Raw genomic sequence first — 13,369 nt, 5'->3', positions numbered from 1 at the left:
TATTTCAAACAGCTCTCACAGTCGTGCAGTCGGTCAGACGCAAACATTTGGGTCCTTGCTTTAGGCCGAAGCCGTTTTGCCAGAAGGTTGGCGTGACAGCTGAACCGCAAGAATACCCAGCGTCGTGACGGTAACGCCAATTGCGTCCATCGCGCCCAGTTTTTCGCCCAATAATATGGCCGCAATCGTGACACCAAATACCGGGTTCAAAAAGTGGAACGTGGCTGCGCGGATCGCGCCGATGCGATCCAGAAGAAGGAACCAGATCAGCGTGGCCAGCAGCCCAGGAAACAGGGTTGTGTAAGTGAACGCCAATGCCAGTGGCAGCGTCGGGTGGATGTAAATGGTCTCAAAGATCGGAGCGGCCACGAACAACGTGGCGGAACCTACAAGCATCTGCAGGCCCACGACCATCATGAAATTGCCGCCTGAGGTTGCGCCGCGAACCGCGAGGGTGGCAAAGGTCAGCGCCAAAGCTCCGATGCCGCATAGCGCGACGCCGAACATGTCGACACCAGAACTGATCCGGCTGCTCATGATCAGGGCGACGCCGGTGAATCCGGCAAACAAACCCAAAATACCGAGAGGGCGCAGTTTCTCGCCAAAAATAAGCCACCCTGCCAGTGCCACCAGCAAGGGCATTGTGGACGCGATAATCGCCGCAACCGAAGCCTCGACCGTTTGCATCGCGTAAAAATTCAGACCCAAATACAGGGCATTTTGGCAGATACCGAACAGAATTGTCGCCCGCCATTGGTTCCGAGTCAGGTGCCAGCTTTGCCCCATCGCCCGGGCAATCAGAACCCCCAGAACCCCTGAGATCAAAAACCGCAGAGCCAGCGAAAACAAAGGAGAGGCGTCTGCCACTATGATCCGCGCCGAGGTAAAGGCGGACGACCAGATCAGGGCAAATGTCAGCCCCATGGCTATGGCGCGCAGATCCATGGAGACCCCCTGTCACTTTGCGCGGACTGTCCCCGATTTTGTGATCGGTCGCAAGCGCTGCGCGTCATAAAAGACGCATATGTGATGACAGGAAAGTCGCCCTTATGTTTTCGTTGATTGACTAACCAATTAAAGCTATCAGCTCCGGGATCTGACATATCAAGGGAGGGTTGTCGGTGCTTCTGGAATACATTCTATCTTTTGGCGTCCTACTGGCGTTGGGCCTGGTCGCGTTCTTCGTCGTGAAATGGTGGAACCTGCGCTGCGTTGGCGTGACACCTGTTCACCTTTTCACATTCATCGCGATCCTGTTTACGTCCGGTCTGGATGTTGGCCTGATCATGTTCCCGTTGACAGAATTTGGTGGGTATGCCGAAGATCCGGCATATGCCTTTGCTAATCCACTGGCGATCGAATTCGGTTTCTGGGGTTTTCTGATCTGGGCGTTTTACTTCCTGACAGCCTTCTATTTCTGCGTGATCGAACCGCGCGTGAAATTCTTTGAGATCCCGCTGGTCAAACTGATCAACAACGTGGTCATTATTGGCACCTGCGCCTTTACCGCCAGCCTGTTCCTGATCTACCTGCCTGGCTACCTGCCAGAGGTCGGAGATGGCGAATCTGTCGTTACCACCTTCTACGTCATCGTGTTTGTGGTCATATTGGCGGCGGCATACTCGTCGACCGACCTGAAATATGTGCGGATCCTGTCGGTGGGCTCGACCTTCCTGTTCATGGCCCTGATCCTGGGAATGTGGGCGGCCGCTGGTATGGGAATGACCGGGTTTGTCGAAACCGGCAGTAACATTGGCGCCTATTTCACCAATATGCACAAATTTGTCCTGCCGCTGACTGACTACCATGCCTTCTACCTGTTCTGGTGGTTTGCGTGGTCAATCATGATTGGCCAGTTTACTTCGCGCTTTGTGGGCGGGTTGAAGACCTGGCAGTTGCTGGCGGCGTTGCTGATCTTCCCGTCGATCCCGCTGGGGATCTGGTTCACCGTTCTCTACTACTATCATCTGAACGGTATCAGCACCGCAGGGATCACCAATATCGCGATGGTAATCGTGGGCGTGACCTTTGTGATCAACTCGCTGGACTCTCTGATTAGGCTCTATACGGACAACCTGAACATGACCGCCGAGCGGTTTGGCAAGGCGACCTATGTCGCCGGCAACGTCGCGCTGCTGTTTGTCCTGACCCTGCTGTTCCAGAGCCAGTGGCTGCAAATCCAATGGATCGGAGCCGTCGTAGTCGGTCTCTACCTGGCTTGCGTGGTCTATATCCTTGTAACCAAGCGCAAAGAGGTGATGAGTATCGACGCCATGCCGGAAGATCGTGATCTGGACTTCCACAAGGTTGAGACGATTCACTGATTGTTTCTAACCTACCAAAACAAAAGCGGGCCTCGACATCGGGGCCCGCAGCCGTGTTTTGGCGCTGCCCGGTTCGCGCCTCATTCCGTGTCGAGACGATATTTGAGGAAGCTGTGGCCAGAGTAGTCTACTTGCCCAACAAAATACGCGCCGAGTTTAGTCATTGCGCGCAGTTTCGTGCGTGAAGGCGGCAGCAAGAATGTCACGAACGGAATACGATTGTCCTGCTTTGCGAATGCGATGGCCTGACGCGCTATTTTGGCACCCAGTCCAAATGCACTGGGCTTCAGGACCAGCCCGAAATCCCACTCTTCACCTTCTTTTTGAAAACCGCCCCATCCCACATATTGTCCGCGGTGCAGAATTGCCCAATGACCTAGGCCGTCCCGCGCCCAACACGACTCTTTCGCATGAACGAAACTGGCGACTGTTTCCTCATCCCAATCCTGCGTCAGGAGAGGCATGTGTTCGGCAAGAATTGGATTTCTCATATGCGCCAGTATCTCAGGTGCTGAGACGAGGGGCAGTCGCGTGAATGTAATATCCTGTTCCATAGAACTGGGATTTAGCGGGCCAAGCAGGAATTCAAAGGGTTGTCCGTAAAAAACGTGCCAAGGACATCCGGTGTTGGATTGTAGCCCATATTTACAGTCTGAATAAGAACGCTGATGCCTTAGGACACATGTGCGCAGGCTTTAAATTGTGAAGCTCAGGCACAAAAAAGGGGCCGCGTAACCGCCACCCCTTTATATGGTTCCAAGCGCTTGAGATCAGCCGTTCACGCTGTCTTTCAGTGCTTTCGCGATGGTCATTTTCACAACCTTGTCGGCTTCTTTGGTGAAGGTTTCACCGGTTGCCGGGTTGCGGACCTGACGCTCAGGGCGTTCGCGGCAGTAGATTTTGCCGACGCCAGGCAGGGTCACTGCACCACCTGCGGAAACTTCGCGCGTGATCAGGCCGGTGATGGCCTCAAGCGCAGAGTTCGCGGATTTCTTATCGGTTCCCATTTCCTCAGCGAGAGCAGCAACCAGCTGAGTCTTTGTCATAGGTTTTGCCATTTCTTGGTCTCCTTAACGTGCCCGATCTATAGGGCCTCACCGCGTAACTGTAACGGGATATTGTGGCCAAACACAACGAATAGTAGCGCAGAAACCCCTAAAAATATGGGGAAAACGTTGCTTTTTTGCGTCAGAGGAAGGCAGTTTCGTCGAAGGAACGCAATTTCCGGCTGTGCAAACGCTCTAACGGCATGCCACGCAGGTGCTCCATGGCGCGTATCCCGATCATCAAATGACGGCTGACCTGGGTGGTATAAAAGGACGACGCCATGCCCGGCAGCTTTAGTTCGCCGTGCAGGGGTTTGTCCGAAACGCACAACAATGTGCCGTAAGGAACGCGGAAGCGATAGCCGTTCGCGGCGATGGTGGCGCTTTCCATATCCAGCGCGATGGCCCGCGACTGGCTGAGGCGCTGAACCGGCCCGGATTGATCGCGCAGTTCCCAGTTGCGATTGTCGACCGATGCAACTGTTCCCGTCCGCATGATCCGCTTCAGTTCATACCCTTCCAGCTCGGTCACCTCGGCCACGGCGCGTTCCAGCGCGACCTGAACTTCGGCCAGGGGCGGGATGGGCACCCAGACCGGCAGGTCATCATCCAGAACCTTGTCATCACGTAGATATGCATGGGCCAGAACGAAATCGCCCAATGCCTGCGTGTTGCGCAATCCGGCGCAATGGCCAACCATCAACCACGCGTGCGGGCGCAGAACCGCGATATGGTCGGTCGCAGTTTTCGCATTCGAGGGGCCGACACCGATGTTCACCAAAGTAAGACCCGAACCATCTTCACGCTTCAGATGATAGGTTGGCATTTGCGGCAGTTTCAGCGGTTGCTCGATTTCTGCGTCCGGCTCCGTGATCTCAACATTCCCGGTCGAGACAAAGCTGGTATACCCGCTGCTGGGATCAGCCAACTGCTCACGGGCGTAGTTCTCGAATTCCGAAACATAGAACTGATAGTTCGTGAACAGAACGTGGTTCTGAAAATGCCGGGCATCTGTCGCTGTGTAATGTGCCAGTCGCGCAAGTGAATAATCGACGCGCTGGGCAGTAAACAATGACAAGGGCCCGACGGCGTCTTCATGATCGTGCACGCCGTTAACGATGTCGTCATTCGTGGTGGTCAGATCCGGCACGTCAAACACATCGCGCAGGGTGAAAGCAGCCGCCCCCTGATGCGGCACAACCAGACCTGACGTATTCGCCACGGCAAAATGCACCGGAATAGGTGTGTCCGACGCTGCAATCGTCACCGGTTGGTCGTGATTCTTGATCAACAGGGCAATCTGCTGGGTCAGGTAGGACCGGAATAAATCCGGGCGCGTTACGGTTGTAGCGTGAACACCGGGTTCCGCCACATGCCCAAAACTCAGGCGGCTGTCGACTTGAGCATAGGTCGACGTCATTATGCGAATCTCGGGGTAATAGGCCCTGTATCTGGCGGTTGGTGCTCCATTTTGCAGTACCTTCGAGAAGCTGTCGCACAGAAATTCTGTTGCTTGAGTGTAAAGCTCCTCCAGTCGCGCAACTGCGGCTGCGGGATCGGTGAACTGTTCTGGCGAAAGGGCCTCAGGTGTCAGGAGTGTCGTCATGCCAAGGGTTCCAGAAGATCAATTTTTTTGAATGTGCGCACGTCAACCAGCCCGAGATCAGAGATCCTGAGTTCCGGTATGACGACCAACGCCAGCAGCGAATGTTGCATATATGCGTTGTTCAGATTGCAGCCACATTCCTGCATGGCTTGAACCATCCTGTCCGCCTTGGCCGCAACTTCAGCGGCCGGGCTGTCGGACATCAGACCGGCAATGGGAAGTTCGACCATCGCCAGTTCCTGGCCGTCCCGGAAGATCGTGATGCCGCCACCCACCTCGGCCAGTCGATTCGCGGCCAGCGCCATCTGTTCACGGTCCGTGCCGACGACGATCATGTGGTGACTGTCATGTGCCACGGTCGAGGCCATGGCCATTTTTCCCTGATATCCAAACCCCGAGACAAAGGCATTGGTGACGCCCCCTGTCGCCCGGTGTCGTTCGACCAGTGAGATCTGACATACGTCACCCTCACCTTCAACAAGCCCGCCGATAATCGGCAATTCGGCTTTCAGCGCTTTAGTGGGGGCCTGGTTTTCTACCACGCCAATGACGTTGGCCCTTACCTTGTTTGCGCCCTTCGGCGCCGTGATCTCAAAATCGGTCGAGGTCAGCGCATGCTTCAGATGAACCGTGCGACGTGCCTTGTCGGGCCAGTTTAGATGGGGGCAATCAACCTTGATCACCCCGTTTTCCGCGACAACCTGCCCGCGCGCTATGACCAGTTCGACCGGCAATTCGGTCAGGTCAGAGCTGAGGATGATATCCGCCCGTCGTCCCGGCGTGACCGATCCAATCTCGCGTTCCAGACCGAAATGCGTGGCGGTGTTGATCGTCGCCATCTGCACGGCAACAAGCGGGTCACAGCCGCAGGCAATGGCGTGGCGCACGACGCGATTCATATGCCCTTCATTGACCAGCGTTGCAGAGTGGCAGTCATCCGTGCACAGGATGAAATTGCGCGCATCCAGGCCTTTCTCGGTTACTGCGGTAATCTGGCTTTCAACGTCATACCAGGCCGAGCCCAACCGCATCATCGAACGCATTCCTTGACGAACCCGTGCGATGGCATCCGCTTCGCAGGTGCCTTCGTGGTCATCGGCAGGTCCGCCAGCCACGTAAGCCGCAAAATCAGGCCCTAAATCAGGGGATGCGTAATGCCCGCCAACAATCTTTCCTGCCCGCTGCGTGGCCGCAATCTCGGCCAGCATCTTGGGATCGCCGTGAATCACGCCGGGGAAGTTCATCATTTCACCCAAGCCGATGATCCCGGGCCATTTCATCGCCTCGGCGACGTCTTCGGGGGTGATTTCATAGCCTGTCGTCTCTAACCCCGGTGCAGACGGCGCGCAGGAGGGCATCTGAGTGAAGATGTTGACCGGCTGCATCATTGCTTCGTCATGCATCATGCGCACACCATCCAGCCCCAACACATTGGCGATCTCGTGCGGGTCGGTGAACATACTGGTTGTGCCATGAGGGATCACCGCGCGAGCAAACTCGGCGGGGGTCAGCATCCCCGATTCGATGTGCATATGCGCGTCGCATAAGCCGGGCAGGATATAGCGGCCTTGCGCGTCGATAACCTGTGTCTCTGGTCCGGTACAATGCGAGGCGTCTGGACCGACAAATGCAATCCGGCCTGCGGCGATTGCAACAGAATGGTTCGGCAGCAGTTCGCGGCTGTGCACATTTACCCAAGTCCCACCCGTTATTACCGTATCTGCTGCCTCACGTCCGGCAGCAACTGCGATCAATTTGGGGGCGACATCGGGCCAAGTTGGGAAGGGTGTGTTTTCCATGGCTCAACTTTCACGAATGCGCGCGCGGGTGCAACCCCGGTTCTTCACTACTGCCGACGGATCACAATCCTGCAAATCTGCCCAACCCGGCCATCGAAAGCTGACATAGGTGCCGACAGCGCCCAGGAACCCGTTGAGTTTACGTTTCGGACCCGAATTCTCGCCGTATCCAGTTCGCAAAGGTGACGGCCCCGGGCGTATCCTCAGCCTGAGGGGAGAGCAGCAGATAATACGCCTCGGGCATCGGGGCGCGATGCTCAAATGGTGCGATCAGCCGCCCCTGATCGATCAGGTGACCCGCGATGGTGTCATGGGCCAGGCACAGGCCACCTCCGGCCATCGCGGCTGACAAACAAACCAAATAGGTTGTTGCGTAGGTAATAGAAGGATTCTGCCAATTCAGACCCTGATCTTCCGCCCATGTCGCCCAGTTGATCAAAAGGTTGGAACAGTCGAACAGGGGTTTTTCCTGAAGGTCTTGCAGACACACCTGATATCCCGGCGCGCAGACGGGATAGTAATATTCAGAGCGCAGCATTTCTGTTCTGGTCGTATCCGAAGGTCGAAGGGAAAACCTGATCTCGACCGCTGCGCCTTCGGCCATCTCGCGCGGCTCCCACAACTCGGTGAAGATGTTCAGCTGAACATCCGGGTGTTCCGCCCGAAATAACGGCAGGCGCGGGGCCAGCCAGTTCACGGCGAAACTGATGTTGCACTGCACCTGTACCGCGTTCTGTTGCGCGCCAGTAACCGCCTGAGTGCCCCGTATCAGCGTCCGAAACGCCTCGCGCACCACCGGCAAATAGGTGATCCCGGCCTCTGTCAGCTCAAGCGCCTTCGGGCGTCGCAGGAACAATGGCTGACCCAGATGACCTTCCAGCGATTTGATCTGCTGACTGACCGCACTTTGCGTCATGTTCAGATCCCGCGCCGCGTCGGTGAATGACAGATGGCGGGCTGCGGCTTCGAATGTGCGCAGCCAGCCCAGCGGGGGAAGCCTGTTTTGCATCGACATAACTCCGGCATAAGTTCAGCTAATGGGATAGTTGCGTTTTTTTCGTTGGTCAAATTGCCGGACCAAATGCAGGCTTTGGTCATTCGCAGTTGTCAAAGGACTCCACACATGAGCCTCACTAGCCTTCGCCCCAATATCGACCATTGGTCAGAACGTGTGGACATGGCCGCAACCTTTCGCTGGACAGCCCGGCTGAATATGCATGAAGCCGTTGCCAACCATTTCAGTCTTGCTGTGAACAAAGACGGGACGCAGTTCCTTATGAACCCCAATCAGGCGCATTTCTCGCGTATTCGCGCGTCTGATCTGTTGCTGTTGAACGCCAACGATCCGGATGTGATGTCACAGCCCGGTGCACCTGATCCCACGGCCTGGGGCCTGCACGGCTCGATCCATCGCCATTGCCCACACGCGCGCTGCGTCATGCATGTGCATTCGATCTTTGCAACTGTTCTGGCCTCACTGGCCGACAGTACGCTTCCGCCAATCGATCAGAACACTGCGACCTTCTACAATCGCTACGTTGTTGACGAAGAATTTGGCGGGTTGGCTTTTGAAAGCGAAGGAGAGCGGTGCGCCGGGATGCTGGCTGATCCGAAAAAGAAGGTCATGATCATGGGCAACCACGGGGTTCTAATTACGGGCAGTGACCCGGCGGATACCTTTAACAGGCTCTACTATTTCGAGCGCGCTGCCGAAACATACATCCGGGCACTGCAAACAGGTCTGCCCCTGCGGGTGCTGTCGGATGAGATTGCCGAGAAAACAGCGCAGGAACTGGACGACTACCCCGATCAGGCCGAAGCGCATCTGCGAGAGATCAAGGCAATACTCGATGCAGAAGGCTCGGATTACGCAACCTGATGCAAGACAGAGTGACCGACATGCGAGATACCGCGCAGGACCCCGAAGCCGCCCGCTGGCATTACCACCCCGACGGGCCAGTAGGCCTCAATCCGCTGTTCAGTTGGCCGCCGCGCCCATCCGCCGTGCTGAAATGGTACGGCGGAGCGTGGTTGCAAATCACCGCCCTGACCCTGTGCATGACTTTGGCCGTCATCGCCTATGCGTTCTTTTTCCCTGAGTTAGAGACGATGAAGAGCTTTGCACCCGGCTGGATGTTCAGGATTTGGTTGCTGAACATGGTGCCGCAAGCTCTGATAGCAGGAAGCCTGCACTGGTGGCTGTACATGCGCAAAGGGCAGGGGATGTACAAAAAGTTCGATCGAAGAGACCTGACGCGGGACAACGGAACATTCACATTCCGCAATCAGGTCTGGGATAATATCTGGTGGACGCTGGGCAGCGCCATGACGGTGGCGACCATTTACCAGTGGGTCATCTTTTGGGCGATGGCAAATGGCTGGGTTCCGACGATTACCTGGGCCAGCGCGCCGGTGTGGTTTGTGGTTTGGATGCTGTTCATTCCCATGTGGTCCGGCCTGCATTTTTACTGGGTGCACCGGCTGGAACATCATCCCAGGCTTTATAAACATGTGCACGCGGTCCATCACCGCAATGTCAATACCGGGCCGTGGTCAGGGATTTCGAATCACTGGTATGAAAACATGCTGTATTTCACGACGTATTTCATCCACCTGATCGTGCCATCCCATCCGCTGCATGTGTTGTTTCACAGCTCGTTCCAGCAGGTCAGCCCGATACTGTCCCATTCTGGGTTCGAGAAGATAAAGGCCGGTGAGACCGAAGCCGCGCGGGCGGGCGACTTTTTTCACCAGCTCCACCACCGGTATTTCGAGTGCAACTACGGCACATCCGAAATTCCTTTCGACAAGTGGTTTGGCACCTATCACGATGGCTCGGCCGAGGCGACGACACGCACGCGCGCTTACAAAAAGCAGATGTATACTTGACGCGGCTGGACCTGTCCGGGGCCTAAACCCGTTCGAACAATGCAATGAAGGCCGTGTCATCCTTGTTTGGACCCGCGGCAAGATCACCGTAGATGCGAACCTCGGGCAGGGTCAGGTTGCGAATCTGATCCTGTTCCAGTTCGTGCAGCTTGCCCTTGAAGCCCATCTTTTCGAAATGGTGGGCGTTTATTGACAGGGCGAACGTCGCGCCTGACCGTGCGACGCGAAGCAGGGCGGGTAATACTTCGGGACCCAGATGGCCATGCGTGAACGTGCCAGATGACACGATGCCGGAGTAGCTGTCAGGCGGAACCGGGATGCCATGGGTCAGGTCAGCCTCGATCGCGTCCCGGTAGATATCCTTGCGCATAGCCTGTTCCAGCATTTCCGAACTGATATCCGTGGCATCAATCGGCCCAACGCCAAGCCCAGACAACACCGCGCCGCATAGGCCCGTTCCCGCACCGACATCCAGAACCGGCCCCTGACCGCCCGCGCCCACAAACGCCCGTGCGGTATGGATATGAAGCTGATAATCCTCACGCGCGGCAAAGCTGTCGTCATAATCCCCGGCCCATTCCGCATAAAGGCGTTTGTTTTCGTCCGGAGAGCTCAGCGCGTAGGCAGAATGCAGGTCTGGTTTCTTTTTGCTCATATCCACAGAAAGGCGCATCAGAAGATTCGATTCAAGTGCGTCCATGCGGCGCTTGCATCCCGATGCGCTGAAGCCCATCAACGGGGCATGACCAAGACACTCTTCTCATTTGGCCACGGCTATTCTGCGCAGGCCCTTTCCCGAATTCTTGCCCCGAAAGGCTGGCAGATTTTTGGCACCACACGAGATGGCGAAGGCGCAGATGCGATACGTGCCTCTGGCGCGGACCCGCTGATCTGGCCCGGTGAGGTCCCAAATCTGGATGGGGTGACGCATTTGCTGATCTCAACGGCACCGGGCGAGGCGGGCGATCCGGTACTGGCGGCGCTGGGCGATGAGATCCGAAAACGGGCAAGTCAGTTCACATGGGTGGGCTATTTATCGACAACGGCTGTTTATGGCGATCATCAGGGCGGCTGGGTTGACGAAGACACCCCGCCAACACCGACCGCCAAGCGTGGAAAGTGGCGCATGCTGGCTGAAGAGCAATGGGCGGCTGTGCCGGGCCTGCCTGTTCACATCTTCCGTCTGGCAGGGATATACGGCCCAGGTCGTGGGCCGTTCTCCAAGCTCACACGCGGTGGGCTGCGGCGCATCATCAAGCCGGGGCAAGTGTTTTCGCGTATCCACGTGGATGACATTGCGCAGGTTCTGCAAGCCTCGATGACAAGGCCGAATCCGGGCAGTGTTTACAACGTATGCGACGATGAACCTGTCCCGCCACAGGATGTCATCGGGTATGCCGCCGAATTGCAGGGGCTTCCTCTGCCCCCGGCGGTTTCATTTGACAAGGCTGACCTGACACCGATGGCGCGCAGTTTTTATAACGAGAACAAACGCGTCCGAAACGACCGGATCAAGGATGAGTTGGGTGTCGAATTGATCTATCCAAACTACCGGGTGGGGTTGGAGGCGCTGATGAAGGACCGGTAGGTTCTTTACTGCGCGGCTGCTTTAATCATATCCGAGGCTTTTTCCGCGATCATTATTGTTGGCGCGTTTGTGTTTCCCGATACCAGCGTTGGCATCACCGACGCATCAACCACACGCAGCCCCTCGATCCCCCGCACCCGGAGTTCAGGATCCACAACCGCCAGATCGTCGGTGCCCATCTTACAGGTGCCAGCCGGGTGATAGATCGTGTCGGCACGGGCGCGGATATGCCCCTCCCAATCGGCGTCGGATTTCGCCGTATCGGTTCCGAACATCTCTTTGTGCCGATATTTGGCCAAAGCCGGCGCTTGCAGGATGTCTCGCGTCATTCGCGCGCCTTTGATCATGGTGTCCAGATCTCGTGCATCTGAAAGAAACCCCGGATCGATGACAGGCATTGCCATTGGGTCCGCGCTGCTCAGGCCAACGGTTCCCCGACTTTCCGGGCGAAGCTTGCAGATATGACAGCTGTACCCGTAACCGTAATGCAGCTTGCGGGCGTGATCATCGACCATTGCGATGGTGAAATGCAGCTGGATATCCGGGCGTTTCAACTCGGGTGAGGTCTTCAGAAACGCCGCCCCTTCGGCAAACGGTGTGGCCGCCATTGACACACCGGTCTTGCGCCACTGACGGATGTGCTTCAGCAGTCGCACCGCTGCTGTCGCGCCGATCCCAAAGTTGTTCGTGTCTTTGGTTCGGTAGGTCAGCGTAAAGTCGAGGTGGTCCTGCAAATTCTGCCCCACACCCGGCAGTTCATGCAGAACAGCGATCCCGTGCGTTTCAAGATCAGCGCTTGCTCCAATCCCTGAGACTTGCAGCAGTTGAGGTGTTTTTAATGCTCCCGCGCACAGGAGAATCTCGCGCGTGGCGGTAACGGTGGTGTCTGCCTTTTTGCCTTTGACCCTGAAAACAACGCCAGTTGCGCGCTTACCCTGAAAGACCAGCCTTTTCGCATAGGCATGTGTAATGACCGTCAGGTTCGGGCGGTTGGCAATCGGGAACAGGTAACCCGCAGCCGCTGAGCACCGCTCTCCATTCTTTGAAGGGTCATGATACTGCGTTACCTGGTACACCCCGACACCTTCGTTATCGCCTCGGTTGAAATCTTCAGTGTGGCGATGTTGGAGTTGCTGCGCGGCTTCAATGAACGCGCGGGTGATCGGGCGAGGTTCTTTTTGCTGTGACACCTGTAACGGGCCTTTGTCACCATGCCAGCTGTCTGCACCAAGCTCATTGTTCTCGGACCGTTTGAAATACGGCAATACGCTGTCCCAATCCCAGCCGTCGCAGCCCAGATCGGCCCACCCATCATAATCCTGCCGCTGACCTCTGACATAAAGCATCGCGTTGATCGCGCTCGAACCACCCAGTGCTTTACCGCGGGGTTGATACCCCCGGCGTCCGTTCAACCCGAGTTGCGGTATGGTTTCAAAAGCCCAGTTGTTGATCTTGGGGCGTCCCGGAAGGGTTGCCACGACAGCTGCCGGCACCCTGACAGTCAGGCCCTTTCCGTTCCCGCCTGCTTCGAGCAGGCAAACGCGTGAAGCCGGGTTCTCGCTGAGGCGGTTTGCAAGAACGGATCCTGCCGACCCGCCGCCCACGATGATATAGTCGAACTGCATGCTGGCTTCCCTACTATCAGAACCATTGATGCGCTGGTCCGCTGTTCGCCATCCGAGCCAGGCTTCCCTGAGACTGCGTCAATTGAGTGAAAAAACAATTGTGACCTGAAGTCAGTTTCCAAGTGTTCTTCGACATTCAGCGAAACGGTACGCCCGCGTCGATCGAAAGACTCAAGACGGATATCAATGTCGTCGTTTGCTGTCGGGGCCGACGATTCCAGCCAAAGCGCAGATTTCACCCACTTCTTCTGATGAGCCTGCACCTTAAGTGGCTGGCGGAAATCGCAAAATAAACGTTTAAGTATTTGAGTTATAATAATTAATTTAGAATTTAGTGAGAAAAGCAAAGTTTTTGTGCATTTTCCGCTTGCGGGTAGGGATTCTAATCCGTAAATACCCCTTCACCGGCGCAGCTGAGGTTGGCCTGACGGACTGGAAAGACGGTTGAGACGCACCGGAGAGACGGTGGGCATCTGAGGTTGGGGTTTAGGC

Annotated in this window: 12 protein-coding genes; 4 read left to right on the top strand and 8 right to left on the bottom strand. The window is 56.4% G+C overall.

From position 1 onward, the window contains the following. Nucleotides 1-60: 60 nt before the first annotated feature. A complete protein-coding gene (locus AC2FLZ_RS17200; protein WP_480474612.1) occupies nt 61-945 on the bottom strand; it encodes a DMT family transporter in 885 nt (294 codons plus the stop codon). 182 nt (nt 946-1,127) lie between these two features. On the opposite strand from AC2FLZ_RS17200, the gene AC2FLZ_RS17195 reads away from it, so the two are divergent. Next, nucleotides 1,128-2,324: a BCCT family transporter gene (locus AC2FLZ_RS17195; protein WP_496716181.1), complete on the top strand. Its 1,197-nt coding sequence runs from the start codon at nt 1,128-1,130 to the stop codon at nt 2,322-2,324. 80 nt (nt 2,325-2,404) lie between these two features. Here AC2FLZ_RS17195 and AC2FLZ_RS17190 read toward each other — a convergent pair whose 3' ends face one another. The 5 genes from AC2FLZ_RS17190 to AC2FLZ_RS17170 form a co-directional block, all read right to left on the bottom strand. Then, entirely contained in the window at nt 2,405-2,878 is a 474-nt protein-coding gene (locus AC2FLZ_RS17190) for a GNAT family N-acetyltransferase (RefSeq protein WP_480555075.1), read from the bottom strand. A 216-nt stretch (nt 2,879-3,094) separates the two neighbouring features. Continuing rightward, nucleotides 3,095-3,382: an HU family DNA-binding protein gene (locus AC2FLZ_RS17185; protein ID WP_117871130.1), complete on the bottom strand. Its 288-nt coding sequence runs from the start codon at nt 3,380-3,382 to the stop codon at nt 3,095-3,097. Between the two features lie 130 nt (nt 3,383-3,512). Then, nucleotides 3,513-4,976 (bottom strand): AMP nucleosidase, encoded by a 1,464-nt coding sequence (locus AC2FLZ_RS17180; protein WP_480606033.1) that lies wholly within the window; start codon nt 4,974-4,976, stop codon nt 3,513-3,515. Then, nucleotides 4,973-6,775 carry an adenine deaminase gene (ade, locus tag AC2FLZ_RS17175; RefSeq protein ID WP_480555073.1) on the bottom strand — a complete coding sequence of 601 codons (1,803 nt, stop codon included), beginning with the start codon at nt 6,773-6,775 and terminating at the stop codon, nt 4,973-4,975. The genes AC2FLZ_RS17180 and ade overlap by 4 nt, the downstream gene beginning before the upstream one ends. Nucleotides 6,776-6,914: 139 nt before the next feature. Further along, nucleotides 6,915-7,784, bottom strand: coding sequence for a LysR family transcriptional regulator (locus tag AC2FLZ_RS17170; protein ID WP_480555072.1), 870 nt, complete (start codon nt 7,782-7,784; stop codon nt 6,915-6,917). 114 nt (nt 7,785-7,898) lie between these two features. On the opposite strand from AC2FLZ_RS17170, the gene AC2FLZ_RS17165 reads away from it, so the two are divergent. Both AC2FLZ_RS17165 and AC2FLZ_RS17160 read left to right on the top strand, forming a co-directional pair. Continuing rightward, the gene (locus tag AC2FLZ_RS17165) at nt 7,899-8,654 is read left to right on the top strand and encodes a class II aldolase and adducin N-terminal domain-containing protein (RefSeq protein WP_480474622.1); all 756 of its coding nucleotides are present in this window, start codon (nt 7,899-7,901) and stop codon (nt 8,652-8,654) included. Then, complete coding sequence (locus AC2FLZ_RS17160) at nt 8,654-9,664, top strand: sterol desaturase family protein (RefSeq protein ID WP_496882476.1); 1,011 nt, start codon at nt 8,654-8,656, stop codon at nt 9,662-9,664. Before AC2FLZ_RS17165 ends, AC2FLZ_RS17160 begins: the two co-directional genes overlap by 1 nt. A gap of 22 nt (nt 9,665-9,686) precedes the next feature. Here AC2FLZ_RS17160 and AC2FLZ_RS17155 read toward each other — a convergent pair whose 3' ends face one another. Next, the gene (locus tag AC2FLZ_RS17155; protein WP_480474626.1) at nt 9,687-10,319 is read right to left on the bottom strand and encodes a class I SAM-dependent DNA methyltransferase; all 633 of its coding nucleotides are present in this window, start codon (nt 10,317-10,319) and stop codon (nt 9,687-9,689) included. A gap of 87 nt (nt 10,320-10,406) precedes the next feature. On the opposite strand from AC2FLZ_RS17155, the gene AC2FLZ_RS17150 reads away from it, so the two are divergent. Further along, nucleotides 10,407-11,252 carry an SDR family oxidoreductase gene (locus AC2FLZ_RS17150; RefSeq protein WP_480519731.1) on the top strand — a complete coding sequence of 282 codons (846 nt, stop codon included), beginning with the start codon at nt 10,407-10,409 and terminating at the stop codon, nt 11,250-11,252. 5 nt (nt 11,253-11,257) lie between these two features. Here AC2FLZ_RS17150 and AC2FLZ_RS17145 read toward each other — a convergent pair whose 3' ends face one another. Further along, nucleotides 11,258-12,877, bottom strand: coding sequence for a GMC family oxidoreductase (locus AC2FLZ_RS17145; protein ID WP_480555070.1), 1,620 nt, complete (start codon nt 12,875-12,877; stop codon nt 11,258-11,260). Nucleotides 12,878-13,369 lie beyond the last annotated feature (492 nt).

The sequence above is a fragment of the Ruegeria sp. YKSF131 genome (assembly GCF_059612645.1).
This window is presented reverse-complemented; position numbering and strand designations above follow the sequence as displayed.

Bases quoted from the DNA above. Each gene is read 5' to 3' on its own strand.
- AC2FLZ_RS17155 (WP_480474626.1), bottom strand. From the start codon at position 10,319: ATGAGCAAAAAGAAACCAGACCTGCATTCTGCCTACGCGCTGAGCTCT.
- AC2FLZ_RS17150 (WP_480519731.1), top strand. From the start codon at position 10,407: ATGACCAAGACACTCTTCTCATTTGGCCACGGCTATTCTGCGCAGGCC.
- AC2FLZ_RS17180 (WP_480606033.1), bottom strand. From the start codon at position 4,976: ATGACGACACTCCTGACACCTGAGGCCCTTTCGCCAGAACAGTTCACC.
- AC2FLZ_RS17145 (WP_480555070.1), bottom strand. From the start codon at position 12,877: ATGCAGTTCGACTATATCATCGTGGGCGGCGGGTCGGCAGGATCCGTT.
- AC2FLZ_RS17190 (WP_480555075.1), bottom strand. From the start codon at position 2,878: ATGGAACAGGATATTACATTCACGCGACTGCCCCTCGTCTCAGCACCT.
- ade (WP_480555073.1), bottom strand. From the start codon at position 6,775: ATGGAAAACACACCCTTCCCAACTTGGCCCGATGTCGCCCCCAAATTG.
- AC2FLZ_RS17185 (WP_117871130.1), bottom strand. From the start codon at position 3,382: ATGGCAAAACCTATGACAAAGACTCAGCTGGTTGCTGCTCTCGCTGAG.
- AC2FLZ_RS17170 (WP_480555072.1), bottom strand. From the start codon at position 7,784: ATGCAAAACAGGCTTCCCCCGCTGGGCTGGCTGCGCACATTCGAAGCC.
- AC2FLZ_RS17160 (WP_496882476.1), top strand. From the start codon at position 8,654: ATGCAAGACAGAGTGACCGACATGCGAGATACCGCGCAGGACCCCGAA.
- AC2FLZ_RS17165 (WP_480474622.1), top strand. From the start codon at position 7,899: ATGAGCCTCACTAGCCTTCGCCCCAATATCGACCATTGGTCAGAACGT.
- AC2FLZ_RS17200 (WP_480474612.1), bottom strand. From the start codon at position 945: ATGGATCTGCGCGCCATAGCCATGGGGCTGACATTTGCCCTGATCTGG.